The 25,143-nt window shown below is 63.4% G+C and carries 29 protein-coding genes; 11 read left to right on the top strand and 18 right to left on the bottom strand.

Features of this window, described 5'->3' with window-relative positions; translation table 11 throughout:
• The first annotated feature begins 23 nt into the window (after nt 1–23).
• The 3 genes from AC6H4Z_RS19805 to AC6H4Z_RS19795 are packed head-to-tail and all read left to right on the top strand — an operon-like array spanning nt 24 to nt 2,024.
• A complete protein-coding gene (locus tag AC6H4Z_RS19805; RefSeq protein WP_497543688.1) occupies nt 24–230 on the top strand; it encodes a hypothetical protein in 207 nt (68 codons plus the stop codon).
• Complete coding sequence (locus AC6H4Z_RS19800; protein ID WP_497543687.1) at nt 227–1,231, top strand: P1 family peptidase; 1,005 nt, start codon at nt 227–229, stop codon at nt 1,229–1,231. The genes AC6H4Z_RS19805 and AC6H4Z_RS19800 overlap by 4 nt, the downstream gene beginning before the upstream one ends.
• Nucleotides 1,221–2,024: a C40 family peptidase gene (locus tag AC6H4Z_RS19795; RefSeq protein ID WP_497543686.1), complete on the top strand. Its 804-nt coding sequence runs from the start codon at nt 1,221–1,223 to the stop codon at nt 2,022–2,024. Before AC6H4Z_RS19800 ends, AC6H4Z_RS19795 begins: the two co-directional genes overlap by 11 nt.
• Nucleotides 2,025–2,149: 125 nt before the next feature.
• On the opposite strand, the gene AC6H4Z_RS19790 is transcribed toward AC6H4Z_RS19795, so the two are convergent.
• Nucleotides 2,150–2,569 carry a DUF6941 family protein gene (locus AC6H4Z_RS19790; RefSeq protein ID WP_497543685.1) on the bottom strand — a complete coding sequence of 140 codons (420 nt, stop codon included), beginning with the start codon at nt 2,567–2,569 and terminating at the stop codon, nt 2,150–2,152.
• Between the two features lie 45 nt (nt 2,570–2,614).
• Here AC6H4Z_RS19790 and AC6H4Z_RS19785 point away from each other — a divergent pair, with 45 nt between their 5' ends.
• The 6 genes from AC6H4Z_RS19785 (at nt 2,615) to AC6H4Z_RS19760 (ending at nt 8,314) form a co-directional block, all read left to right on the top strand.
• Nucleotides 2,615–3,538 (top strand): DMT family transporter, encoded by a 924-nt coding sequence (locus AC6H4Z_RS19785; protein ID WP_497543684.1) that lies wholly within the window; start codon nt 2,615–2,617, stop codon nt 3,536–3,538.
• Nucleotides 3,535–4,242, top strand: a complete 708-nt coding sequence (locus AC6H4Z_RS19780; protein WP_497543683.1) for an HAD family hydrolase — start codon at nt 3,535–3,537, stop codon at nt 4,240–4,242. The genes AC6H4Z_RS19785 and AC6H4Z_RS19780 overlap by 4 nt, the downstream gene beginning before the upstream one ends.
• Nucleotides 4,243–4,251: 9 nt before the next feature.
• Nucleotides 4,252–4,992, top strand: coding sequence for a hypothetical protein (locus tag AC6H4Z_RS19775; RefSeq protein WP_497543682.1), 741 nt, complete (start codon nt 4,252–4,254; stop codon nt 4,990–4,992).
• Nucleotides 4,989–5,369, top strand: coding sequence for a holo-ACP synthase (gene acpS, locus AC6H4Z_RS19770; protein ID WP_497543681.1), 381 nt, complete (start codon nt 4,989–4,991; stop codon nt 5,367–5,369). The genes AC6H4Z_RS19775 and acpS overlap by 4 nt, the downstream gene beginning before the upstream one ends.
• Nucleotides 5,370–5,430: 61 nt before the next feature.
• Complete coding sequence (locus AC6H4Z_RS19765; RefSeq protein WP_497543680.1) at nt 5,431–7,683, top strand: FTR1 family protein; 2,253 nt, start codon at nt 5,431–5,433, stop codon at nt 7,681–7,683.
• A 46-nt stretch (nt 7,684–7,729) separates the two neighbouring features.
• On the top strand, nt 7,730–8,314 hold the full coding sequence (locus AC6H4Z_RS19760) for a DUF2179 domain-containing protein (RefSeq protein WP_497543679.1): 585 nt from the start codon (nt 7,730–7,732) through the stop codon (nt 8,312–8,314).
• 14 nt (nt 8,315–8,328) lie between these two features.
• Here AC6H4Z_RS19760 and AC6H4Z_RS19755 read toward each other — a convergent pair whose 3' ends face one another.
• Genes AC6H4Z_RS19755 through ruvB form a run of 13 tightly spaced genes read right to left on the bottom strand, consistent with a single transcriptional unit; the run spans nt 8,329 to nt 19,490 of the window.
• Complete coding sequence (locus AC6H4Z_RS19755; protein WP_497543678.1) at nt 8,329–9,195, bottom strand: prolipoprotein diacylglyceryl transferase; 867 nt, start codon at nt 9,193–9,195, stop codon at nt 8,329–8,331.
• Entirely contained in the window at nt 9,192–10,229 is a 1,038-nt protein-coding gene (gene tsaD, locus AC6H4Z_RS19750; RefSeq protein WP_497543677.1) for a tRNA (adenosine(37)-N6)-threonylcarbamoyltransferase complex transferase subunit TsaD, read from the bottom strand. The genes AC6H4Z_RS19755 and tsaD overlap by 4 nt, the downstream gene beginning before the upstream one ends.
• The gene (locus tag AC6H4Z_RS19745) at nt 10,229–10,927 is read right to left on the bottom strand and encodes a YbbR-like domain-containing protein (RefSeq protein WP_497543676.1); all 699 of its coding nucleotides are present in this window, start codon (nt 10,925–10,927) and stop codon (nt 10,229–10,231) included. The genes tsaD and AC6H4Z_RS19745 overlap by 1 nt, the downstream gene beginning before the upstream one ends.
• Nucleotides 10,928–10,936: 9 nt before the next feature.
• Entirely contained in the window at nt 10,937–11,509 is a 573-nt protein-coding gene (locus tag AC6H4Z_RS19740; RefSeq protein WP_497543675.1) for a TlpA family protein disulfide reductase, read from the bottom strand.
• Nucleotides 11,506–12,171, bottom strand: a complete 666-nt coding sequence (gene rpe / locus AC6H4Z_RS19735; protein ID WP_497543674.1) for a ribulose-phosphate 3-epimerase — start codon at nt 12,169–12,171, stop codon at nt 11,506–11,508. Before rpe ends, AC6H4Z_RS19740 begins: the two co-directional genes overlap by 4 nt.
• On the bottom strand, nt 12,168–12,914 hold the full coding sequence (locus AC6H4Z_RS19730) for a PASTA domain-containing protein (protein ID WP_497543673.1): 747 nt from the start codon (nt 12,912–12,914) through the stop codon (nt 12,168–12,170). Before AC6H4Z_RS19730 ends, rpe begins: the two co-directional genes overlap by 4 nt.
• On the bottom strand, nt 12,911–14,293 hold the full coding sequence (rsmB, locus tag AC6H4Z_RS19725) for a 16S rRNA (cytosine(967)-C(5))-methyltransferase RsmB (RefSeq protein ID WP_497543672.1): 1,383 nt from the start codon (nt 14,291–14,293) through the stop codon (nt 12,911–12,913). Before rsmB ends, AC6H4Z_RS19730 begins: the two co-directional genes overlap by 4 nt.
• Before the next feature lie 5 nt (nt 14,294–14,298).
• A complete protein-coding gene (gene fmt, locus AC6H4Z_RS19720; protein WP_497543671.1) occupies nt 14,299–15,231 on the bottom strand; it encodes a methionyl-tRNA formyltransferase in 933 nt (310 codons plus the stop codon).
• Nucleotides 15,232–15,789, bottom strand: a complete 558-nt coding sequence (gene def / locus AC6H4Z_RS19715) for a peptide deformylase (protein WP_497543670.1) — start codon at nt 15,787–15,789, stop codon at nt 15,232–15,234. It abuts the gene before it with no gap.
• Complete coding sequence (gene yajC, locus AC6H4Z_RS19710) at nt 15,786–16,166, bottom strand: preprotein translocase subunit YajC (protein WP_497543669.1); 381 nt, start codon at nt 16,164–16,166, stop codon at nt 15,786–15,788. Before yajC ends, def begins: the two co-directional genes overlap by 4 nt.
• Nucleotides 16,163–17,380 carry a tRNA guanosine(34) transglycosylase Tgt gene (locus AC6H4Z_RS19705; protein ID WP_497543668.1) on the bottom strand — a complete coding sequence of 406 codons (1,218 nt, stop codon included), beginning with the start codon at nt 17,378–17,380 and terminating at the stop codon, nt 16,163–16,165. The genes yajC and AC6H4Z_RS19705 overlap by 4 nt, the downstream gene beginning before the upstream one ends.
• A 35-nt stretch (nt 17,381–17,415) precedes the next feature.
• Nucleotides 17,416–18,456 (bottom strand): tRNA preQ1(34) S-adenosylmethionine ribosyltransferase-isomerase QueA, encoded by a 1,041-nt coding sequence (gene queA, locus AC6H4Z_RS19700; RefSeq protein WP_497543667.1) that lies wholly within the window; start codon nt 18,454–18,456, stop codon nt 17,416–17,418.
• A gap of 8 nt (nt 18,457–18,464) precedes the next feature.
• On the bottom strand, nt 18,465–19,490 hold the full coding sequence (gene ruvB, locus AC6H4Z_RS19695; protein WP_497543666.1) for a Holliday junction branch migration DNA helicase RuvB: 1,026 nt from the start codon (nt 19,488–19,490) through the stop codon (nt 18,465–18,467).
• A 187-nt stretch (nt 19,491–19,677) separates the two neighbouring features.
• On the opposite strand from ruvB, the gene AC6H4Z_RS19690 reads away from it, so the two are divergent.
• Complete coding sequence (locus tag AC6H4Z_RS19690; protein ID WP_497543665.1) at nt 19,678–20,730, top strand: hypothetical protein; 1,053 nt, start codon at nt 19,678–19,680, stop codon at nt 20,728–20,730.
• A complete protein-coding gene (locus AC6H4Z_RS19685) occupies nt 20,730–21,992 on the top strand; it encodes a hypothetical protein (protein ID WP_497543664.1) in 1,263 nt (420 codons plus the stop codon). Before AC6H4Z_RS19690 ends, AC6H4Z_RS19685 begins: the two co-directional genes overlap by 1 nt.
• Before the next feature lie 97 nt (nt 21,993–22,089).
• Here the strand turns inward: AC6H4Z_RS19685 and AC6H4Z_RS19680 are convergent, their stop codons facing one another.
• The 4 genes from AC6H4Z_RS19680 to AC6H4Z_RS19665 are packed head-to-tail and all read right to left on the bottom strand — an operon-like array spanning nt 22,090 to nt 25,127.
• The gene (locus AC6H4Z_RS19680; RefSeq protein ID WP_497543663.1) at nt 22,090–23,247 is read right to left on the bottom strand and encodes a pyridoxal phosphate-dependent aminotransferase; all 1,158 of its coding nucleotides are present in this window, start codon (nt 23,245–23,247) and stop codon (nt 22,090–22,092) included.
• Between the two features lie 5 nt (nt 23,248–23,252).
• Complete coding sequence (gene ruvA, locus AC6H4Z_RS19675; protein WP_497543662.1) at nt 23,253–23,852, bottom strand: Holliday junction branch migration protein RuvA; 600 nt, start codon at nt 23,850–23,852, stop codon at nt 23,253–23,255.
• Complete coding sequence (ruvC, locus tag AC6H4Z_RS19670) at nt 23,849–24,361, bottom strand: crossover junction endodeoxyribonuclease RuvC (protein WP_497543661.1); 513 nt, start codon at nt 24,359–24,361, stop codon at nt 23,849–23,851. Before ruvC ends, ruvA begins: the two co-directional genes overlap by 4 nt.
• 16 nt (nt 24,362–24,377) lie before the next feature.
• On the bottom strand, nt 24,378–25,127 hold the full coding sequence (locus AC6H4Z_RS19665; RefSeq protein ID WP_497543660.1) for a YebC/PmpR family DNA-binding transcriptional regulator: 750 nt from the start codon (nt 25,125–25,127) through the stop codon (nt 24,378–24,380).
• Nucleotides 25,128–25,143 lie beyond the last annotated feature (16 nt).

The raw sequence follows: 25,143 nt of genomic DNA, 5'->3' as shown, positions 1-25,143 counted from the left end.
GCGACGACCCTTATGTTTTTGCCATGACCAAGCTTCAAGAGCATGACGCGATGGTCTGCCGCGCCTGCGGCAACGAGGAGCGCGCATCGGAGGGCTATCCCTGCGCGGGCTGCGGCACGTTCATCTGCGTGATTTGTAACATGCGCGGCGTCACGCATTGCAAGAACTGTGAAGCGAAGCGCGCGGGCGCGTCGGGTAAGGGCGGCGCATCGCCGGCGAAAACCGGGTGAGCCCACGCACACGCTCTGCGCCTGATCTCACGCGCTTCGGCCTCGCGGTAGGCCACGCAACCGACGCTGCTGGAGGAACGGGCATTACCGTCGTTCGCGGCATTGACAGTCCACTGCGTGCCGGCGCCGCGATCTTTGGCCGAGCAACCGGAAGTCGCGAACTGCATGCGGCGTCGCCCGATCACAAAGTCAGCGGTCGCGTTGATGCGATCGTGCTCACTGGCGGATCGGCGTACGGGCTCGATGCTGTCGGTGGCGTGATGCGCTGGATGGAAGAACACGGACGCGGCTTTGCTGTGGGTGGCGGCGTCGTTCCGATCGTGCCGGCGGCGGTGGTGTTCGATCTCGGGCCCTTTGGAAAATTCAGTGCGCGTCCGACCGTGGACATGGCGTACGAAGCGACCGCGAACGCTGTGTCGCGCGACATTCTCGAAGGTTCGGTTGGTGCGGGCACCGGTACGACCGTCGGCAAGTTGCTGGGCATCACCAAAGCGATGAAGGGCGGGTTCGGATGCTCCGTCGCTGCGGCGCCCGATGATGCTGTTGCCGTTGCGGCCATGGTGGTGGTGAATGCGTTGGGCGATGTGCGCAATGCACGCGGCGATGTCATTGCTGGCGCGCGAAATTCAGATGGCGGTTTCGCCGATGCTGTGAAGGTGATGCGGCATGGCGCGTCGGCCGTACAGAGGGATCCGCTGGCGATGCAGAACACGACGCTTGCCGTGGTCGCGTCGAGTGCGCCGCTTACGGCGGTCGAGGTCACTCAGCTGGCGCGTGCGGCCGGAGCGGCGTTCTTTCGTCGTATTACTCCAGCCGGTTCATCGTCGGACGGCGATGTGATCTTTGCGGTGTCACCGGAGAACGGCGCTCGCGCCGCTGCAGACATCATGACGATCGAAACGCTGGCGGTTGCCGCGCTCGAGGACGCAATTGAACGTGCGGTGCGCTTTGCGCGTGGCCGTGATGGGATTCCAGGATTGGCAGACGAACATGGCAACTGACACGCGCCCCGTCGAAGAGGCGCTTCCCGTTCTCTTTTCGGCAACTGTGCGCAGTCCGATTGCGCCCATGCATAGTGAGCCGCGCATCGCGAGTCAGATGATCTCGCAACAGCTCGCGGGACATCGTGTCGACATCGTCGATGAAGAGGGCGATTGGGTTCGCGCGCGCGGCGCTGACGAGTATGAAGGCTGGATGCACCTCGGCTTTTTGTCGCGGGCGCCAGAGCGCACGACGCGGCAGAGTCGTCAGCCGTCGCGCGTGTCGCTGGGTTGTGTGACGCAGACGTCGACCGGAGCGCGTAGGCTTCTTCCGTTGCGGGCCATTCTTGCGCCGGACGAAAGCGTGAATTCAGGGGAAGCGGTCGAGGCGCTTCAACTCGCGAATCGTTTCCCGAAGAATCCGGCCGCGATCATTCGCAGCGCGCAGGATCTCTTCATGGCGACTAGCTATCTGTGGGGCGGTGTGACGCCATGGGGCGCCGATTGCTCGGGGCTCGTGCAGAGCGTATTCGCGCTGCACGGAATTCAGCTGCCGCGCGACGCGTGGCAGCAGGCCGAGATGGGTGAGGATGCAGGGCAGGATGTGGGCGAACTGCTTCCTGCCGATTTGTTGTTTTTCTCCGACCGCGAAGACCGTCGCGTGACGCACGTCGGCATCGCGCTTGGGCGCCGGCAGATGGTTCACCTGGCGCTGGGTCGCGGTGGCTATGCCGTTGAGAAGTTGAACGATCGTCGCGATCCATACGTCGATCGTTTGCGCGAGCGATTCCTGTTCGCGCGGCGCATTGTCTAGCTGCCGGGACAGATCGTCGATTCTGAACGCGATCAACGAAAACCGCCGGTTACAAAAAAGCGCGCCGCGTTTTCGCGGCGCGCCTCCGAATTTCTAGCAGCTAGCGCCCAGCGCCCAGCGCCTTCCTAGCTCATCATCCCGTTCGGCGCGATCTGCTGCGTCGTTCGTACGATCACGCCGACGTCGATCGTGTGGTCGCCGTCGATCGCGATGGCCATGGTGTAGGCGCCGGCCGAATCGATTGGCAGATCAAGCTGCGCAATGAGCGGCAGATCCATCTCGGCGGTACCTGGCGGCGGCGCGCCGACGTTCAAGTCTCCGGAGCTATTCCACAGCTCCTGACCGTTGGGACCGAGCCACCGAAAGTTCACAGTGTGCGCCCCGACGTCGGTGCCTGTGCCTTTGAGGTGCACCACGAGGTGCGCCCGCGGATGAATGGCCGGCAAGGACGCGACTTGTAGCGCGTCGAACACGCCCAGGATGTTCAGCTTCCCTTCCTGGGACAAATTGGCGGCGTCGGCGAATAGCGCGAATGAGACGTGCATGACGCAACATAGACAGGGTAAAGGTCACACGTCTACTTTCCACACATGGGTTCGACTGCAGGAGAAACAGTCACGCCCGGTCGCTCGGCGGTCTCGAAGCGATCGGGCGTTTGGCTGACAGACCTTTCGTTGGTGGCAATGGCGCTCATCTGGGGCGTCAATTTTAGTGTCGTCAAATTCGGCACGACGCTCATCGATCCGCTCGCCTACAACGGCTTTCGTGTCACGCTCGCGGCGACAGTGCTGTGTGTGATCGTTGCGCTCGGTCGGGCTCCGCTGCCCCCGGCCCGCACGATCATCTCGCTCATGGCCCTCGGCGTGCTGGGCAATGGCGTGTATCAGCTGCTGTTCGTCGAGGGCCTCGCGCACACGAGCGCGACTGACGGCGCGCTCGTCGTGGCAGCGTCTCCCGCGTTCATTGCGATCATTGGCAGAATTCGCGGTGTCGAGCGCGTGAGTGCGCGCGGCGTGTTTGGCATTCTGCTGTCGATTTCCGGGATTGGTCTCGTGGTTCTAGCGACCGCGAGCGGCAACGATGGGCGCTCATCATTGTTCGGTGATCTCCTCGTATTGGCCGGTTCGCTGTCGTGGGCGATCTATACCGTGCTCCTCAAGCCGTACACGGAGCGCGTACCAGGAATGCAGCTGTCCGCGTTCACGATGATCGGGGGCGCTATTCCGTTGCTCCTCGTTGCTACGCCGGCGGTGCTGCGCACGAACTGGTCGGCGATGCCATCGGTTGGATGGCTTGCTCTCGTCTACAGCGGCGTGTTCGCGCTCGTCATTGCGTACTACTTCTGGTACAACGGCGTCAAAGTGTTGGGCCCGACGCGCACGTCGATGTATTCGAACCTGCAACCGGTGATTGCCGTGCTGGTGGCGTGGGTGCTGCTGCACGAAACGCCCTCGATCTGGCAGGGTGTTGGCGCTGCCGCGATCATGGCTGGACTCATTCTCACGCGCTCGTGAAGCTCGTTCTCTTCGATATCGACGGAACCATCCTGCTCACGGACGGCGCTGGCAAACGCGCCATCCATCGGGCTTTGATCGACGTGTTCGGTGGCACCGGCCCCGAGGACCATCGCTTCGATGGAAAGACGGATCCGCAGATCGTCCGCGAGCTCATGCGCTTCGAGGGACACGCCGACGAGCACATCGATCGGCACATGTCGCCGCTGCTCGATCGCTATGTCGATTATCTACAAGAAGAGCTCGTCGCGGGGTCGAGCGGCGTCCGGCTGATGCCTGGCGTGTGCGAGCTGCTGGACGCGCTCGAACAGCGCGACGATGTCGTGCTCGGACTGCTCACCGGCAATCTCAAGGCGGGTGCGCGCGCCAAGCTCAGCTCCGCTGGAATGGATGCCGATCGCTTCGCGGTCGGTGCCTATGGTTCCGATCACGAGCTGCGCAGCGAACTGCCCGCCGTTGCCCAGCGACGAGCGCGAGATGAGCTCGGGTTGGACATTGCAGGGCCGGATGTCATCGTGATCGGCGACACGCCGGCGGATCTCCACTGCGGACGGGGCATCGGCGCGCGCGCAATCGGCGTCGCAACGGGCCACTACTCGGTCGACGATCTGCTACAACACGAGCCCGCAGCCGTCTTCATCGACCTTTCCGATACGACCAATGTCGTGTCAGCGATCCTCTCGCGTGACCGGATTCGTTCGTAGGTTTCTTCTATGATTGACCGTTCCGAGGCTGTCACAGTCAGCGCGACGCGCATCGGCCGGACCGACCTCGGCCAAGGGAGCGCTATCGTCGACGACGATGCGCTCACGATCGTGATTCGCGGCGCCAACGGCGACCGACCGATCCGAGTTCCGCTCGCGATGCTCGACGGCGCGGCGCTTTCCAAGGGTGCCGACGAGTTGTTGATCGTTCTACGCGACGGGACGCGCATCGCTCTGGCGTGTGTCGGATCGTCGAAGCTGCGCGACGATCTGATGTCCCGCTGCCGCGCGCTGCCGGAGCTCACGCGCGCGTTGCGCTCGCTGGGCTCTCGTCGTGGACAGAGTTCTCGCGCGAGTTCAGCGGGCGACCAGCAGCGCTTCTTCGCGCCGCTCATGCTTGCGCGTCGCGCGGCAACGGCGGCGGCGTCGCCGGCAGACATTATCGCCGCGTTCAATGCGGGCGAGCTGTCGGCCGCGTATGACAAAACTCTTCGAGAGTTTGCGAAAGAGCGTTTCGCCGCGGTCGGGCCGTCGCGCCGCGCGCTCGACGCTGCACTCAACGACATCGCGGAGCCGCTTGTCGATGCGTTGACGGCCTTGAGCGAGGCGGCGACGAGCGTTGGAGTATCGGTGGACGACCTGCGGCTGTGGCGCGTGTGGTCGAGTCAACTGCGAGCGACTTTCGAGATTGCGGATCGGGTGTGGCCGTTGCTCGACGCCGCACTCGACACAGGGCCGGTCCGCGCGTGATTCTGGGCATCGGCACCGACGCGGTCGACATTGCACGCGTCGAGCGGATGTTCGCCAAGCGGCGCGAGCAGATGCTCAAGCGCCTTTTCACGCAGGACGAGCTGGCGTACCTCAATACCAAGGCCTTCCCCGCTCAGCACGTCGCGGTTCGACTCGCCGCCAAGGAAGCGGCGTACAAGGCGCTTTCCGGCAACGATCTGGCGCGCGGAATTGGGTGGCGTGAGATCGAAGTTTTTTCTGAAAGCGATGGATCGCCCAAGCTGCGCCTTCACGGCCGCGCGGCCGCCCGTTTCGAGGAACTCTCGGCTGCGACGATCCACATCTCACTGACGCACAGCCAGGCCACGGCGATCGCTGTTGTAATCGTCGAGCGGTAAGGGCGTTGTGAGGGTTTCGGCCCTATACCGCCCCTGAGAATCCCGATATATTCCCTCGGCAATGAGCCTCCGAACCAGCCTGTGCCGCGCCGTCGCGGTGCTCGCCGTCGTTGGACTGCCGCGGTGGATCGCGGCGCAGGAGCAGCATCCTGTCCAGCGCGTGGCGAACATCGTCAGCGTGGCCGTCGAAGAATACGGAAAGGGGATCGACAAGCAGGGCCGACTGATCTCCGCGGATGAATACCAGGAGGCAGTCGACTTCCTGAAGGATGCGCGCGCCGCGGCGTCGCGCCTGCCGCGAGAGCGGGCGGTTCCCGCCGGAGCTTTGCTGGATTCGATCATCGCCGCGGTAAGCGCGAAGAAACCGCCCGAGGTGCTCGAAGCGCTGAATCGTCGGTTCGCGGCCGTGTTGGGCAGCGAGGCCGCGTTAGAACTTCCCTCCAAGCCGCTCGACCTAGCCGACGGCCAGAAGGTCTATCAGGAGAACTGCGCGAGCTGTCACGGTCCGCGCGGACTTGGTGACGGCCCTGCAGCCGCGGCGCTCAATCCAAAGCCCCCGGCTATTGGTAGCAGCAAAGAGATGGGCGCCGTTGCACCCGCCATGATCTATCGCAAAATGGCTGTCGGCGTGACCGGAACGGCGATGCCAGCATTTGCATCGAAGCTTACGGCGGAGCAGCGCTGGAACGTCGTGATGTATCTGGGCAGTCTGCAGCACGCGCAGCAGCAGATCGTCGAGGGAGAAGGGCTCTATTTCCAGAACTGCACGTCCTGCCACGGCGTTGCGGGACTCGGCAACGGTGCGGTGTCGCGCGCGCTGAGCAGCCTTCCGCCGGAACTCGGATCGTTCGCGTGGCAGGTCGAGCGCAGCGATTCGCAGATGGTCATCGCGATCCGTGAAGGCAAGCCGTCGACGCCAATGCCCTCGTCGCAGCTCACGTCGGCGCAGGCAGCGAGCCTCGTCGCGTATTTGCGCACGATGCCGATGCGTCCTCGGACCTTCGCTGATACACCCGCCCAGGACAGCGGATCGGCCAACGCCGCAGCGCGCAACTCGCTCTCGCTGCTCGAGCAGTCATTGACGGCAGTGCGCAACGGCCAGCGCTCTGATGCCGGCGAACGCGCGCTCGATGCTTATCTCGCGTTTGAGCCGATCGAAACGCCGGCGCGCGCGAGAAATCCTGGCGTCGTATCGTCGATGGAGCGGTTGTACACGGAGTTCAAGGTAGCGATTCAGGAGAACGACCTCCGAGGCGCCGGCCGCGCGCGCGATGCGATCGAAGCCAGCATGCCCAAGGTCGTGGAGCTCACCAAGCCGGCAGGCAGCGGCTGGGAAGCGTTCTTTCAGAGTTTCCTCATCATCCTTCGTGAAGGGTTCGAGGCGATTCTGGTCGTTGGCGCGGTCGTGGCCTTCCTCATCAAGACCGGCCATCGCGAACGGCTCAAGTCGATCTGGATGGGCATCGGGGCCGCACTCGTGGCGAGCGGTCTGACGGCGGTCATTCTGCGCACTGCGCTAAAGGCGATTCCGGCCAGCGGTGAGATGATCGAAGGCGTGACGCTGCTCATCGCGGTCGTCGTGCTCTTCTCGGTCAGCTATTGGCTGATCTCGCGCGTCGAAGCGGCGAAGTGGCAGCAGTTCATCCGTGAAAAGGTGACGACGGCGCTGGATCACGGCGGCGGCCGCGCGCTGGCATTCGTCGCTTTCCTCGCGGTGTATCGCGAGGGCGCGGAGACGGCGCTGTTCTATCAGGCGCTATTCAGCGAAGGCGCTCACGTCGTCCTGCCGATCAGCCTCGGCATCGTTGCCGGCTTCGCCGCGCTCGCCGTGGTCTTCACGCTCTTCTACCGATACGGCGTGCGAATTCCGCTGCGACCGTTCTTCAGCGTGACGAGCGTACTGCTGTACTACATGGCGTTCGTGTTCATGGGCACCGGCTTTCGCGAACTGCAGGAAGGAAACTTCGTTCCGATCACACCCATTCCCGGGCTGCCGACGGTCGAAGCGCTCGGCTTCTATCCAACGTGGCAGACGGTGCTCGCGCAGTTCGTCTTGCTCGCGCTATTCGTTTTCGCCGTGGCGAAAACGTTCTGGCCAAAGCGTTCGGTCACGCTGCCGACGGTCATGCCGCAGGCTGCTTCGACACCAGTTCCGGCGCCGCAGCTGCAGCAGCTGCAGTCGGAGAACGCCGAGCTCGAAGCGCGTTTGGCGATGATGGAGTCCGATAATGCGGAGCTGCGGTCGCGCTTGTTGGCCGTCGAGGCGACGCTCAAGGGTCCCACGCCAACGAGCGGATCTCGCACCCGGGCGTAACCGCCCTCCGATCGTCGCCCGCGCTGGTTTGCACTAAGTTGTCGGGATGACTGTCGACGCGCTGTTCGCCTCGCCGTGGGGCGCGCTGGTCATCTTTGCTTTGCGGATCGTGGACGTGTCGTGCGACACGATGCGCGTGATCTTCGCGATCCGCGGCAAGCGCGGCATTGCCGCCGTACTCGGCTTCGTCCAAGCGCTCGTCTGGATCTTCGCCGTCGGCAACGCGGTCAAACATCTCGACAGCATCCTGCACGTGCTCGGCTATTCCGGCGGTTACGCCATGGGTACCTACGTCGGCGTGACGCTCGAGCAGATGATCGCGTATGGCGTTGCCACCGTGCGCATCGTCAGTACGCACGCCGGAGTCGAGATCGCCGAAGCGCTTCGCGAGAACGGCTACGGCGTCACCGAGTTCGCGGGTTTCGGCCGCGACGGTTCCGTGGAAATTCTAAATTCAGTCGTACAGCGCCGGCACATCGACGAGGTGCTTGCCGTGGTCACCGCACACGACAAGGACGCGTTCGTGACGGTGGAGGAGCCCAAGGTGCTGCGCGGTGGAATGATCGCAGCGACGGACTGGCGACTCGCCAGTCCGTTTACGCGCTGGATGAAAGGTCGGCAGCGAGCCTAGTCCGCCGGAGCCAATCAGGCAGCGATTGGGGCGTTGATGCCTGGGCGGTTCGGGCCCGGGTTCCGCCGAGCGGCCATCACAGCGAAGCCGATTGCCACCATACCGAGTGCGATGACCTGAGCGACGCTCAGCCCCATCGTCCATGCGAGCCGGTCGTCTTTCGCGCGGAAGAACTCGACGATGAAACGCTCGACGCCCGCCAGCACGGCCCACACGCCGAACAGCCACCCCTCAGCGTGTTCGTGGTCGCGCAGCCGCCAGAGGATGCCGAACATGATCATCCCCATCGCGACTTCGAATAGCTGCGTTGGGTAGACAGATACGACGTCGTTTGGATTCGTCCCCGCCGGAAAGCTGACGTGAAACGAGTTCTGCATTTCCGCGACGGTTGACGGCGGAGCGCCCTGTGGGAAGGAAACCGCGAGCGGACCCGCGTACGGCTTGCCGTAGTCATCGCCAACGGCCCAGCAGCCCGTTCGGCCAACCGCGTACCCCGCGGCGATCGCGATACCGGCGACATCGGCGAACCGCACGAAGGAAAGCTTTTTCCATTTGATCGTGAGGAAGCACAGGGCCACCGATCCCATGAAGCCGCCCCAGAACACGAAGCCGCCCCGACTCCAGAGATCTCGTATGTTGTGGCTGACGACGAGGACGTAGTAGACCTTTGCTCCGATCATGGTGCCCAGGAGAGCGGCGAATAGCACGTCGCCGACTGCGGCCGCCTCGATGTCGTGTCCGCGTCGAGCCAACTCGCGCTCGCTCACGATCTGCGCGATGAGGAACGCGAGCAGAACCGCAATGCCGAATCCGGTCAGCTGATAGCCAGCAATCCCGAATTGGAACGGATGATGGATGATTGGCGAGGATGCGAGCGTCATGCGGCGACGAGTCCTGGGATAGCCTGAGTGGCGAATGCGTTGAGCTCGAGCGGCGATCGTTCGCCGCGCTCGAGATGGAAGAGTCCTGCCCGAGCGATCATCGCGGCGTTGTCGGTCGCCAGGCGAGGTGAGGGGGCATATACCTCGACACCGCGCGCACTGAATCGTTCCCGCATGGCGTTGGCAAGCGTGGCGTTGCACGCCACGCCGCCGCCAAGCACGATCCTCTCTCGGCCGAACTGCCGCACGGCGCGCGCCGTCTTTTCGACGAGGGTGTCGATGAGGGCGTCCTGGAACGCGCGGGCGATTGCGCCTCGCTGTCCGTCGAGATCGGTACCCGCGGCCTTCACGGCGTTGAGCGCCGCCGTTTTGAGCCCGCTGAATGAGACATCGTAAAAGTCCGGATCGGTCGGCGTTTGATCGCGACGGAGCATGGGACGCGAGAATCGAAGCGAGCCAGCGTCACTCTGCGCCGCGAGCCGTTCGATATGCGGCCCGCCAGGATATGGCAGTCCGAGCAGCTTGGCAACTTTGTCGAATGCCTCGCCGGCGGCGTCGTCGCGCGTGCGTCCGAGAATGCGATACTGCCCCCACGCTTCGACGTCGAGCAGCAGCGTGTGCCCGCCTGATACGAGCAGCGCGGTGAAGGGAGGAACGGCGTCGCGATGTTCGAGAGCTGTCGCGAAGAGATGTCCCTCCATGTGGTGCACGCCGACCACCGGGATTCCTCGCGCGAATGCAAACGCCTTTGCGTAGCTCACCCCAACGAGAAGCGCACCAACGAGTCCCGGGGCATTCGTCACCGCGACCGCGTCGATCGCGCCGCCTCCGGCGTCGGCAATTGCTTGCTCGACAACGGGCACGATCGCCGTGAGATGTGCGCGCGACGCGATCTCGGGAACGACGCCCCCGAAAATCCGATGGACATCCTGCGAGAGAATCACGAGCGAGTCGAGCGACACGTTGTCGCCGGTTCCCGACAGCACGGCTGCCGACGTTTCATCGCACGAGGTCTCGATCCCGAGGACGCGCATCAGCGATGTGCCGCGAGCGAGACGAGCACCTTCACCTGCGCGGGACGAAGCCGGACGCCAGGTCCGAGTCCTGTCGTATCCAACTCGACGAGGTGTGGCAACGAATCGGGGAAGGGAATGGTGGTCTTGGTCGTTTTGACGAAGGCAATGCGCGCAACGATATGTCGTGGTCCAGTCACTTCGACGATGAGTGGGTCGATGTGCACCACGAGTGGACCCGGTGGACCGTTCGTCGTCGCAATGTCGATCGCCGACCGTACGGGAATTCGCCGCGTCCACGTCGATTCGAAGCGAAGCGTGACGCTGCGCGGTTCGATCTCGCGGACAACGGCGTCGACGCCTTCGGGAAGCATGACGTCGCTCGGACGCAGGTCGATCACCAGCGTGTCGGGCGCGTCGGAGCTGATCTGTCGATGGATGGTCGGCAGACTCGAATTGAGTCTGATCAGTTCTTTTGGCGAGCCTGCAACGATTGCCTGAATCTGCGGAAGTGGATCGCGCAGCACCAGCGAGCTATCCAGCGTCGGAATCAGGCGCACGGGAACCAACTCGATCTGCGGTTCTTTGGCGTTCACCATGAACCACAGGCCAACGGCGAGAAACACAGCGGTGGCTTTGAGTGGTACCTGCTGCGTGAATGCGGCGACGATGCGACGCTGCAGCGAACTCGGTGCGCGCGGCGCAGACTGACCGGGCATTCTCGCGACTCAGCGATCGCCGATCGCTGCGGGTCGCGGCGTCGCGAGTCCGAGTAGCTGCGCGATCAGCGCGCGATTGCCCATCGAACTCCAATTGTCCGGACCAATCCACTTTTTGCGAATCGTTCCTTCGGGTCCGATGATGAAGGTCTCGGGGTAGCCGGTAGTCTGATACGCTTTTTCCAGGGCGTGCGTCGGGTCGTGCAAGATCTCGAATGTGATGCCGAGGTTCTTCGCGTAGGTGCGAATGGAATCGTCGCTCACGCTCGGATCGATTTCGACAGCCACGATCTTGAGACCGCTGTCGCCGTACACCTTGTGTAGCCCTTCGAGGCTGGGCATTTCCGTTTTGCACGGCTCGCAGTACGTCGCCCAGACGTTCAGCAGCACGACCTTACCCTTGAGGTCGGCCATCGACGTGTATTCGTTCGTGCCGATTTTCTTGGCGCGAAAGTCGGGCGCGGTCGAACCGATCATCACCGGAAAGAGCTCGTCCTTCATGTAGTGCGACGCCGTGCCCAGTGCGATCGCGAGCACTGCGACGACGACACCAACTACTGCCCACTGCTGTCGACCGGTCATACGAGCACTCCGCAAAGCGAGCGCAGCGCACCGATCTCGGCCTGCGGATCCTTTGCCGTGAAAATCGCGTTGCCCGCCACGAATGCATCGGCGCCGGCGCTCCACACGTCGCGAATGGTGTCGCGATTGATGCCGCCGTCGACTTGGAGCGTGGCGTTGCTCCCTTCTTCGTCGAGCATGAGTCGGGCGCGGCGCACCTTGTCGATCGAGTACGGAATGAAGCGCTGTCCGCCAAAGCCGGGATTCACCGACATGATCAGCAGCAGATCGATTTGCGGAATGATCTCGCACACCGCGCTGAGCGGTGTCGCGGGATTGAGCGCCACGCCCGCTTTGCAACCAAGGTCGCGAATGCGGCTCAGTTGCCTGTGCAGGTGCGGTGCGGCTTCGGCGTGAATCGTCAGCGTGCTCGCGCCGGCGGCCGCGAATTCGTCGAAGTACTTCTCCGGCTCCACGACCATCAGATGGACGTCGAGCGGCAGCGCCGTCCGCGACCGCAGCGTCTCGATCACCTTCGCACCGAATGTCAGATTCGGAACGAAGCAGCCATCCATCACGTCAACGTGCAACCAGTCGGCACCGCCGGCCTCGCACATCGCGACGTCTTCGCCGAGTCGTGAGAAGTCGGCGCTCAGCACGGATGGTGCGATGATGACGCTCATTGCGGCCGCCCTCCGGCGGCAATCGTGCCGACCTGCAACGTGACCTTTGATCCGGTTGCGACGTGCGTCCCAGCGGCCGGCGTTTGCGAGGTCACTGTTCCCCCTTCGGTGCTGGTTCCTGGAGCCGCACTGACTGCACCTACACTCAGCTTTGCACTCTTGAGCACATCTCGCGCATCATCGACCGAGCGGCCAACCACGTTCGGCACGAGGGCCACGTTTGATCCAACGCTCACGACGATCGATACTGCGGCTGGAATCACGACCTTTGCTCCACCTGCGGGTGTGCTCTCGAGGACCTGTCCTGGCGGTCCGGCATTCGACTTCTCCACGACCTGCCCCAATTCGAAACCAGCTGCCTCGAGCGCTGTCTGCGCGTCGGCCTGCGTGAGACCCACGACCGCTGGAACAGATACGATCTGCGGCCCAGTGCTCACGACGAGTGTCACCGTCGCGCCCTCCTCGGCGCGCAGGCCGGCCTTTGGATCCTGCTCGAGCACGATGCCCTTGGGCGTCGTGGCGTCAGCTCGACCGGGACTGCGCTGCGCTTTGAGTCCTACGCCGGCAATGCGTTTATCGGCTTCGTCGTACTGAAGTCCGGCGACGTTGGGCACCTTCGCGTCGCCCGGCACGAAGCCTGACGGAAACACGACAAACGCGACGAGAAGATACGCCACCAGAAAGCCGCCGATGATCGCCACCGCGTACGGCAGCGAGCGTCGCAGGCCGGACCGAACGGTCACGCGCTTCTCCGCAACCGCGCCGCGAAAGATCCGTCGGTGCCGTGCGCCTGTGGAAGCACGCGCAGCAACCCTCTGTCGAGCGCGGCCGCCGGAACCGCACCCTCAGGCGGCGGCTCGAGTGTCCAGTCGGGGTGCTCGTTGAGAAAACGCTCAATCTGCTCGTCGTTCTCTTCAGGTTCGAGCGAACACGTGCTGTACACGAGCAATCCACCTGGACGGACGACGCTCGCGGCCGACCGCAGGATGCCGCGCTGAATCGACGACATCACGGCGAGATCGGACACGCGGAGGCGCCACCGTGCATCTGGGTGACGGCGGAACGTTCCCGTGCCCGTGCAGGGCGCGTCGATCAGCACGACGTCGACGGGTGCGATTGCTGGATAGTTCGCGTCGGCGACGTACGCGTGCAGCGTACTGATCTCGAGACGCTCGGCGTTCTCGCGCACACGCTGCAATCGTGCGAACGACAGATCACTCGCGAACACCTGACCGGCCGTTCGCGACAGCTCGACGGACTTGCCACCGGGCGCCGCGCAGAGATCAGCGACGAGCGCACCTGCGGGAATGCTCGCGTACTGCGTGACGAGCGTCGATGCAGGATCCTGGAGATGGAACAGGCCCTGTCGGAACGGTCCGAGCTCGGTGAGCGACGACACTGGACTCGAGAGCACGATGCTGTCGCGCGCGAGCGGCGCATCAGCAACCTGAATCCCTGCTGACTCGAGCATCGCTTCGAGTTGCTCGCGCACGACGTGAAAGGGTCGCGCGATGAGTGGCGCTTCGCGGTTGTTTGCGTCGAGCAGCTTTCGCGTGTCCACTTCGCCAAAACGATCGAGCCATCGCGCGACGATCCAGCGCGGATGCGATCCATCCAACGCTAGCGCGTCGATCGGATCGTTCGGTCGCGGTAAAGTCAGCGCATCGCGCTCGCGGTCGAGGCGGCGCAGCACGGCGTTCGCGAGTTTGCTCGCGCCAATGCCATGTCGTCGCTTGGCCAGCTCGACGGTCTGCGCGATCGCGGCGTACGCGGGCACGCTCTCCATGTGAAGGAGCTGTGCTGCGCCGAGACGAAGCAGATCGAGAAGATCGGCATCGAGGCGAACTGCGCCGCCGCGAATTCTCGCGTCGAGATATGCGTCGATCTTGGATCGACGCCGGAGCATGCCGTAGACGAGCTCGCGAACCCAGCGTCGATCGCGCGCGTCGAGTCGCGATGTGCGACGATCGAAGGCTGGATCGAGCAGGTCGCCGCCGCGAATGTCCGCGCAAATCTCCGCCGCCGCGACACGCGCGTCGGTCACACCGCCCCCACCGTACACGACAACTCCGCTGCCGCCCGCACCCCCGGGCGACCGATGGTCCTGATCTGCGCCTGGCATGTCTACTAAAATAGTCGTTCGCCGAGGGCGATGCCGCGCCCGCGGGCCCACTCCTGTGGGGCAATCCGGCGTTTTCCCGCCGGATGGACGCCGGCGATCAATACTGCGTCCGTCCCACATGCGACCGTCATGCCGTCGGCGGTAATGGCTAATACCTCGCCGGGCACGGAAGGGTTCGCCGACGGGACCACGCGAGCCCCGAACAGCTTTACCTCGCCGTTCGTCGCAGTCGCCGTGGCGCCCGGGCGCGGGTCGTAGGCCCGAATAATCCGCGACACGGTCCGCGCGTCAGCCGTCCAGTCGACGCGGGTCATCGTCCGGTCCACTTTGGACGCATACGTCGCCTGCGTGTCGTCCTGGGGCGTTTCCGTGACCGAGCCAAGGCCAATGAGCGCCAGTGTTTCGATGAGAGCTAGGGCACCCATTTCAGCCAAACGCAGCTGGAGCTCGCCGTAGGTCTCGTCGTCCGGAATTGGCGTTCGGACGGTGAGCAGGGCCGGTCCCGCGTCGAGGGCCTTCACCATCCGCATGATCGTCACGCCCGTTTCGCCGTGGCCGTCGCGAATCGAGGCTTGTATCGGCGCCGCGCCGCGAAGCGCCGGCAGGATCGACGCGTGGATGTTGATGGTACCTAACGGCGGCAGCGCGATCACTTCCGTCGTCAGAATGTGCCCGTACGCCACGACGACAGAAATGTCCGGCGCCAGCGCACGTAGCTGTGCGATGAATTCTTCTCCTCGCGGCCGTTCCGGCTGCAACACCGGAATTCCCTCTTCCAGGGCAACCTGCTTTACCGGCGGCGGCTCGAGCGTGGAGCGCGACCGTCCCACAGCTCGGTCGGGCTGCGTGACCACGCCGACGACATCGAAGCTTTCGCCGATCAGCGCCCGGAGCGCGGGGACCGCGAACTCCGGTGTGCCCCAGAAGAGCACGCGCACCTAGAGCTCCTCGTCGGGATGCTCGTGCGACCCAGCGGGATCGTCGTCGAGTTTACGAATGAAGCCCGGGTACTTGTCCTTCTCCTTCGCCCATTTCGCGAGCGCGGAGCGACGCTTTAGAACACTCAGATAGTCGACGAACAGCTTGCCGTGCAGGTGATCGATCTCGTGCTGCAAACAGCGCGCAAAGAGTCCGCCGGCCTCGATCTCGAATTCCTTGCCGTCCAATCCCATGGCGCGAACGCGGACCTTCGCCGGACGCTCGACGTCGCCGTAGACGTCGGGGATCGACAGACATCCTTCTTCGCCCTTGTCTTTTCCTTCGGCGTGAACGATTTCTGGATTGATGATCACGAGCGGATTGTCGTCCACGTCCACGACGGCGAGTCGCTCGGTGCGTCCAACTTGCGGCGCCGCGAGACCGATGCCTTTCGCGATGTACATGGTCTCGAACATGTCGCGGGCCAACGTCCGCAGCTCGTCCGTCACCTCGGCGACGGGCGCGGTTTCCTCGCGGAGAATCGGGTCGCCGAGGACGCGGATTTCGAGAATGCTCACGTCTTGTCGGTGTCCGCGGCTGGGGCGCTGTTCGTCGTGCCGATGATCTTGGCGATGCGCCCACGCTCCACGACGAGGCGCGACTCGGCCGACTTGATCGTCACGCGATCGTCGAGCCGATTGGTGCCACCGTCCTTGGACGTCTCACGGATGTGAACGACCTCGCCGACAATGCCGCCCGACGTCACGATCTCATCGCCGCGCTTCAGACCTTTCAGTGCCTCTTCATGTTGGCGGCGCTGCTTCTGCTGCGGACGCACCATGATGAAGTAGATGATCGCGATGATCAGAACGAACTGCACGAGGAACGGCATCAGTGACCCGCCGCCGGCGGCGGCTTGCAGCAGGAAAGCGGATCCCATGACGGGCGTGATCATTCGGTTGGTACCGGTCGAGTGTGGTATCGCGTGAGCCAATCACGGCTCCACGCGTCGAGCGTCCCGGCGCGAATCGCTGCGCGCGCGTCGCGCATCAATTGGACGAGGAAATGTACATTGTGCAGGGAAAGCAGGCGAAGGCCGAGGATTTCGTCGGCGACGTACAGGTGCCGGATGTATCCGCGCGAAAAGCGGCGGCATGCGGTGCAGTCGCACTCGTCGTCGAGCGGCCGTGGATCGGTGCGAAACTCGGCGCGCTTGATGTTCAGTCGGCCATCGCGGGTGAATGCGGCGCCGTTGCGTCCCATGCGCGTGGGCGCGACGCAGTCGAACAGGTCGACGCCACGGCGAACACCCTCGACGAGGTCTTCCGGGAAGCCGACACCCATGAGATAGCGCGGCCGATTGCGCGGAAGTTCGCCGTCGACGACCTCGAGTATCCGGTACATGTCGGGCTTGGTCTCGCCCACGGAGAGTCCGCCGATGCCGTAGCCGGCCCAGTCGGCGAGATCGCGAATGGCGCGTGCGGCCTCGGCGCGTAGCGAGGCGTGGATGCCGCCCTGCACGATGGGGAAGAGGGCCTGGGGATGTGATGGTGAGGGTAGCGGAAAAGTGGTGCCGGGAAGTGAAGCGGAATCGGCGATCGTAGTTGTCGGGGGGGGACCCCCGCTCGCACGCAACCGCTCGAGTTCCACCATGCACCTCGCCAACCAACGCAGACTCCGCTCACTCGCGTCCCGCGCGATGGTCTCCTCGCTCTGCCCCGGAATCACGTGATCGAACTGCATGATCACATCGGCGCCAAGGTTACGCTCGATCTGCATCACGCTTTCTGGCGTGAAGACGTGCTTCGACCCGTCGATGTGACTGCGAAACTCCACGCCGTCTTCGCTCACCGTGCGCAGCCCTTCGAGCGAAAAGACCTGAAATCCGCCAGAATCGGTGAGAATTGGGCCGTCCCAACCCATGAACCGATGCAGTCCGCCGAAGTCGCGAATGAGCTCGTCAGTCGGACGGAGATGTAGATGATACGCGTTCGCGAGAATCATCTGCGCGCCAATTTCGCGAAGGTCGACAGGATCGAGCGACTTGACCGTCGCAAGCGTTCCGACAGCCATGAATGCCGGCGTCTCGACCACACCGTGCGGCGTGGAGAAACGACCTGCGCGACCGGCGCCCGATTCGGCGTCGATAGAAAACTCGAATGAATTCACTGGATCTGATGAACGGTGATTCCGGCGATTGACGGCTAGATGATCGCCATCGCGTCGCCGTACGAATAGAAACGATAGCCCTCATCGACCGCGGTGCGATACGCGCGCATCGTCAGATCGTAGCCGGCAAATGCCGCGACGAGCATGATCAGCGTGGAGCGCGGTAGATGAAAGTTCGTCACGAGTCGATCGACGACACGAAATTGATATGGCGGTCGAATGAAGATGCGCGTCTCCGCCTCACCGCGGCGAATCGTCCCATCGGGCTCGGCCGCGCTCTCGAGCGTTCGCACGCTCGTGGTGCCCACCGCCCACACACATCCGCCCGCCACGCGCCGCGCGCGAATCAACTCGGCCGTGTCCGGCGCGATCGAATACCACTCTTCGTGCATCGGATGCTCGGCGGGATCGTCGACCTCGACCGGCTTGAACGTGCCTGCGCCAACGTGAAGCAGGACGTCCGCACGCGCCACGCCGCGCGACGCCAGAGTCGCGAGCAACTCTGGCGTGAAGTGCAGCCCCGCGGTTGGCGCGGCCACTGAGCCAGACTCGCGTGCAAACACCGTCTGGTAGCGCTCGATATCGCTTTCTGCGTCAGCGCGGTCGATGTACGGCGGAAGCGGAACGTGTCCGTAGCGCTCGATTGCTTCCTCGAGCGGAAGAGCACTTTCGAGGCGAACGATGCGGGTGCGTCGCTCGGTGACCTCGAGAATCTCGGCCGAGAAATCCGGTGCGATCGAAACGCGTCTGCCGGGCTTGAGCTTTCCGCCTGGAGCGACCATCGCTTCATATCGCCCGTCGCCGAGCGATTTGAGCAGAAGGATTTCCGCGGGCGCGCCTGAAGCGCGCGTTCCGAGCAGGCGCGCGCGAAAGACGCGCGTGCGATTGACGACAAGCACGTCGCGCGGTTGAACGAGCTCGGCGAGATCGGCGAACGTGCGATGCGAAATACTGCCGGTGGCGCGGTCGACCACCATCAGCCGCGATGCGTCGCGGCGAGCGAGCGGCTGTTGGGCGATCAGCGCAGGCGGCAGATCGAAATCGTAGTCGGCGGTGAGACCGCCTGGCGTCGTCACGCCACGTCCTAGAACAGCGTCTCTTGTCCGCTCGGCTCGCGCGGCGTGAATCCAAAATGCCGGTAGGCCGTGGCGGTCGCCATTCGTCCGCGCGACGTGCGTTGCAGAAAGCCGTGTTGCACGAGAAACGGCTCGTACACTTCCTCGATCGTGTTCGCGTCTTCGCCGATTGCTGCTCCGATCGTGTTCAGGCCGACCGGACCGCCATCGAACTTCTCGATGATCGTTTTGAGAATGCGCGCGTCCATGTCGTCGAGCCCGAAGATGTCGACGTCGAGCAGTTGCAGTGCCTGCGCAGCGGTCGCTTGCGTGATGACGCCGTTGCTCTTCACCTGGGCAAAGTCACGCACGCGGCGGAGCAAGCGGTTGGCGACGCGCGGCGTGCCGCGCGCTCGTCGCGCAATCTCGGTCGCACCTTCGTCGTCGATCTCGACTTTCATGACGTCCGCGGTGCGCTTCACGATCAGCTCGAGATCATCGGCCGGGTAGAAATTCAGGCGTTGCTCGATGCCGAAGCGCGCGCGCATGGGTGCGGTGAGCATGCCGAGTCGAGTGGTGGCGCCGATCAGCGTGAACGGCTCGACGGGCATGGTGATCGTCTGCGCCTTTGGACCTTCGGACAGCCGAATATCGATCTTGTAATCCTCCATCGCCGGATAGAGGAATTCCTCGATGATTGGCTTGAGGCGATGGATCTCGTCGATGAAGAGAATGTCACCGCTGCGAAGATTGGTGAGCGTGCCGACGAGATCACCCGGCTTTTCTAGCGCGGGTCCCGAACTCGTGTGGATGTTCACCGATAGCTCACGCGCGATCAGTTCCGCGAGCGTCGTCTTTCCCAGTCCGGGCGGTCCGAAGAACAGCGTGTGATCGAGCGGTTCGCGTCGAGCGAGCGCGGCATCGATGAAGATCCGCAGGCTTTCCTTCACCTTTTGCTGCCCGATGAACTCCGCGAGGCGCTGCGGTCTGAGCGACAGCTCGACCGCAGACTCCTCGGACAGCACTTCGGGTGTCGTGATCTCAGCTCGAGACATGGCGGGAAACGGAAGCGGGAAGGAGAACGTCCCTCCAAAGTACCCCGAAGACAGACCGAATTACAGCATTTGCCCGCGGTCTCCGAACCTATACCAAAATGACACCGATGGTCGAGCTCGATCGTCTAAACGTTCGACGCGACTGACTGCTGGAGTCGGCCGCGGATTCCCGCCGAAGATGGTGACAATGCGATCCCTCCCCCCCTGGCTCGCGCTTGCAGCGCTGGCGTCGTTCGCCGCCTGCGACCTTCCGATTCCAACGAGCGCTCCGAATTACGACACGGAGTGGAATATCCCAGGCAAGACCACGACGATCTCCGTCAACACGCTGCTTCCTGGCGGCGTGAGTGCCACGAACGACAACTCGGCGTTTCAGATCGACGTCTCGCCGTCGACGACCACCGTCACCCGTCGTTTGGGCCAGGACTGTCCGCTGTGTGCTGCGGCGAACGGACTCACCGTTCCGAAGCCGCCATTTTCTGGCGGCGGAACGTCGAACTTCGCGCTGCCGTCGACGCTGTCGAGTGCGACGCTGGTCCGCGACACACTGCGAGTCGCAGTGAAGAACGGCTTCAACTTCGATCCGATTCGTCCGGGCGCCTCGGCGCGCGGGTACGTCGTGATTCAGGTGACGAATGGCGCTACGGTCATCGGTCGCGACTCGATCGACGGCGCAGTCGCCTCGCTCGCTCCCGGCGATTCAGTCGTCCGCAAGATTCCGCTCAGCGGAACGATTACTGGCGCGAACGGCATTCAGGTGGTTGCGTCGATCAATTCGCCGATGGGCGACCCCGTTCCGCTCGACACGGCGCGGTCGATCTCCGTGACCGGCAGCGTTGGTGCGTTCTACGTCTCGTCGGCGAAGGTGGCCGTTACCGGCCAGCCGATCAGTGCCACGTCTTCTGACCTCGACCTGAGTCAGGTCGGTCCCACGATCTCCAAGCGGGCGAACGGTGGCTCACTACTCCTCACGGTGACCAATCCGTTCAACGTCACCGGCAATCTTTCTGTGCTGTTCACGGGCGGCGACTTCCCGATCACGAAGCCGCTGTCACTCGCGAACGGCTCGTCGACGCCAAGCCTCGCGTTTACGAAGCCTGAGCTACAAGCGCTGCTCGGCCACAAAATCACCATCGGATTCGGTGGAACGGTGAACGGATCGAGCGTGAGTGTTGCGCCGGGGCAGGTCGTTTCGGTCGCAACGCGGCTGCAGATCGCGCTCAACGTGGGAGGCAATTAATGCGCGTCTCGATGAAGATCCATCGCTCGCTCATCACCTCCGCCGCAGTTGTCGCTACATCGGCTTCGTTTGCGTTTGCTCAATTGCCAAACGCGAGCGCCGCGGCGACGGGATTGAGTGGAGCATTCACTGCTCGAGCTCGAGGGTACGACGCCATCGCGTGGAATCCGGCCAATCTCGGTCTGCGAGACAATCCTGAGTTCTCCGTCGGCCTCCTCGCTATCAGCGGGTCGTCGGGTCTCGATCCGATTTCGCTGAGCGACGTCGCGCCGTATTCCGGCAAGACCCTGCCGAAGTCGCAGCGAGAGTCTTGGCTGCAGACGGTCGCACTTAAGGGAGGCGAGAATGGCCGCATCGATGGTGGGCTCACGGCCTTCGGCTTCAGTTTGGGTTCGTTGGCATTCGAGGTTGCCGGTTCGGTCGCTGGAAGCACGAAGCTGAACACGGATGCGTTCGAGACTCTGATGTTCGGCAACGCCGGACGCACCGGCACTCCACAGGATCTCAGCCTCAAGGGTTCGAGCTTTCGTGTCGGAGCGTTCACGACCGCTGCGGCAAGCTACGGTCTGTCGATTGGTCACTTCGCGCTCGGCGTCACGGGCAAGTATGTACTCGGCAATGCGCTCGGCATGGCGCAGGACCAGGGTTCCACGACGGGTGCCAATGCCGTTCAGGTCAACTTTCCGGTCATCTATTCGCATCTCGATTCGAACAAAGTCGTCGGTATGGGCGCGGGCGTCGACGTCGGTCTGGCGTGGGCGTCAGGGAAGTACGCGTTCGGGGCGACGGTCCAAAACGTCATGAACAGCTTCGCGTGGGACGAGACCAAGCTTCACTCCAAGGCTGCGATGGCGCTGTTCAACTCCTCGAGCGACACCGCCAGCTTCGACGATCAGCCGTACTCCGCGGCGCCCGGCGAACTGCGCGCGCGCGTCGCGCTCGACAAGTTCAATCCAATCATCGCCGCTGGCCTTGCCGTCGGTGTCGGCTCGCCACTCGTGTTCTCCGTCGACGCTCGGCAGCAGACGGGCGACGGAATTCTCATCGGTCCGAAGACGCAGGTTTCCGGCGGATTGGACGCTCGGATTCATTCCGCGCTTCATCTGCGCGGTGGGGCTTCGTACATCACCGGCGGCTGGGGCGTGTCTGGCGGTGTCGGCCTCGACTTCGGTGCCTACGATCTCGGCGTTGGTGCCGCGATGCGAACTGTGAACGGCGGCAAGGAGCCTGTCGTGACACTCAACCTGCTTTCATTTCGGTAGCACGCCGAGCGAAGCACGCTCATAGCAGCCCGACGAAAAAAGGACGCGGATCTCATTGATCCGCGTCCTTTTTTTCCAAGCGTGCGTGTCGTCGCTCTCAGATCGTTGCGCGGAGCTTCGATAGCCGCTCGGCAGCGTGATCGAGCGTCTCCTGCTTTTTACAGAACGCAAAGCGCACGAAGTTCCGGCCGTCTTCCTTGCGTGAGTAAAAGCTCGAGCCGGGAACCGTTGCCACGCCGATGTCCTGCGTCATCCATTTCGCAAACGTGACGTCGTCCAGATCGCTGATCTTTGAGAAGTCGGCGAAGATGTAGTACGCACCTTCGGGCACGGCGAACTCGAAGCCTTCTTCGCGCAGCACGCCCGTGAGGAATTCCCGGCGCGCTGTGTACTCCGACGTGAAGTGGTTGTAGTACTCCGCGTCGAACGCGAAGCCAACCGCCGCCGCAGTTTGTAGCGGCGCTGGCGCGCCCACCGTCAGGAAGTCGTGCACTTTGCGGATTGGGCCAGTCTGGGCGGGCGGAGCGATGATCCAGCCAATGCGCCATCCCGTGCAGCTGTATGTTTTGGACAATGACGAAATCGTAATCGTGCGCTCGCGCATACCGGGCCACGTCGCGATTTCATGATGGTGACCGGAGTACACCATGTGTTCGTACGGCGCGTCCGTGATCGCCCACGCGTTGTGCTCGATGCAGAGATTCGCGATCAACGACATCTCGTCGCGTGTGAATACGCGGCCCGTCGGATTGTGCGGCGTATTGACGATGATCGCCTTCGTGCGCGAGTTGAATGCTTTGCGCAGTCGGTCGGCATCCAGCGTCCAATTCGGGCGCTCGAGCGGAACGAAGACTGGCGTGGCACCCGCGAGAATTGCGTCGGGGCCGTAGTTCTCGTAGAACGGCTCGAGGATGATCACCTCGTCGCCCGGCTCCATCAGCGCCATGAACACCGACGCCATCGCTTCCGTCGCACCGCACGTCACCGTCACGTCGCGATCGGCATCGACTTCCATGTTGTACCAGCGGCGATACTTCTCGGCGATCGCCTGGCGAAGCACAGGCGTACCCCACGTGACGGCGTACTGATTGATGTCGCCGTTGATCGCTGCGCACGCCGCCTCTTTCATCACGGCGGGCATTGGGAAATCAGGAAAACCCTGCGCGAGATTTACGGCCTGGTGCATCGTGGCGATGCGCGTCATCTCGCGGATGACTGATTCGGTGAATGACGCGGTCCGTCTGGCTGCTTGCACGTGATCTATCCCCGGATTTTTGCCAATGCGCTGCGGATCAATTCCGCCGCGCCCATGCCCCGCCCACCATCATCGATTGCCTGTCGCACCGCGCGCTCGGCGTCGCCCATGGAGTAGCCGAGTGAGGCGAGTGCACGAATCGCGTCGTCGGCGCCCGCGGCTTCGGGTTTGCGAACTCCCGGCGACGCCGAAACCTGCAGATCATCGAGCTTGTCGGCGAGATCGAGAATCAACTGCTCCGCCTTCTTTCGGCCTACGCGCGGTACACCCTGAAGCGTTGCGGTGTCTTTTTCGCGGATTGCGCGAATCAAGCGCTCTGCCGTGAGCGTGGACAGCAGTCCAAGCGCCAGCGACGGCCCTACGCCCTTGGCATTCAGCACGCGCTGGAAGACCCGTCGCTCGAACGTGGTCGAGAAGCCAAACAGCTGCCACGCGTCTTCCTTCACGACGAGATGCGTATGCAGCAGGACCGTCTCACCAGCCCTCGGCAGCGTTTCGAACACGCCGAGTGGAATCGCCAACTCGTATGCGACGCCGCTTGCCGTCATCACCTCGACGTGATCGAGGTCCTTGGCGACGAGCGTTCCCGTGACCTGAGCGATCATGCGCGCGTTTGTACGCGAACGTCTTTGATCTTTGGCAGGCGCGTAGCCATGAGGCACGCGAGTGCCGCCGCCACACCATCGGCAGCGTCGGACGGCTGCGGTGCCGTCTTGAGTCGGAGAAGTCGCGTCAACATGAACTGCACCTGTTCCTTGGTTGCGGCGCCTGTGCCGACGACGGCCTTCTTGATTTCGGCGGGAGGAAGCTCGTGGACGGGAACGCTCGCCTGCTGTCCGGCGAGAAGCACGACGCCTCGCGCGTGTCCGAGCACCACCGTGGTCCGCACGTTCTTAGCGTAGAACACGTCTTCGACCGAGAGCGCGTCCGGACGATGCCGCGCGAGTAACTCGACGACGCCTTCGTAAATCTCACAGAGCCGCGACGGCAACGGATCACGCGCCCGCGTGCGGATGACGCCACATTCGACAAGGGAGACGGGCCCGAGCCCGTCTCCCTGAACGACACCATATCCTGTGCACGCGGTCCCAGGATCGATGCCAAGCACGATCATGAGTGGCGTCCCGCCATCACCCTTCGACCTTGGCCATCTCGTCTGCGTCGACGTCGAAGTTCGCCCAGACCTTCTGCACGTCGTCGAGCTCTTCGATCGTCTCGAGCAGCTTGAAGAGTGCTTCGGCGTCTTTGCCGGCGACTTGTACCGTGTTCTTCGGCACCATCGCGAGCTCGGCTTCGACCATCTCGACGTTCGCCGCCTTGAGCGCATTCTGAACGGAGTGGAAATCCGTTGGCGCGGTCGAAACGATGAAACGCTCATCTTCGCGCTGCACGTCTTCTGCGCCGGCATCGAGCGCCCGTTCCATTAGCGCATCCTCGCCGATCTTCGTGGCGTCGACGTAGATCTGCCCCTTCTTCTCGAACATCCAGGCGACCGAGTTCGGCGTGCCGAGGTTGCCACCGAGTCGCGACATCTTGGCGCGAACTTCGGCCACGGTGCGGGTGGGGTTGTCGGTCACGGCGTCGATGAGGAGCGCGACGCCGCCAGGGCCATAGCCCTCGTACGTCACTTCCTGGTAATCAACGCCTTCGAGTTCACCGGTGCCCTTCTTGATGGCGCGCTCGATGTTTTCCTTCGGCATCGAGCTGCCGCGAGCCGTGTCGATCGCAAGCCGCAAACGCGGATTGCCCGACGCGTCACCGCCGCCAAGCTTCGCGGCCATCGTGATTTCGCGAATGAGCTTGGTGAACAGCGCGCCGCGCTTTTTGTCAGTCGCGGCTTTGTAATGCTTGATCTGCTTCCATTTACTGTGGCCAGCCATAAACCGATCAGGACAG

The sequence above is a fragment of the Leucogemmata humicola genome, from assembly GCF_055379415.1.
This window is presented reverse-complemented; position numbering and strand designations above follow the sequence as displayed.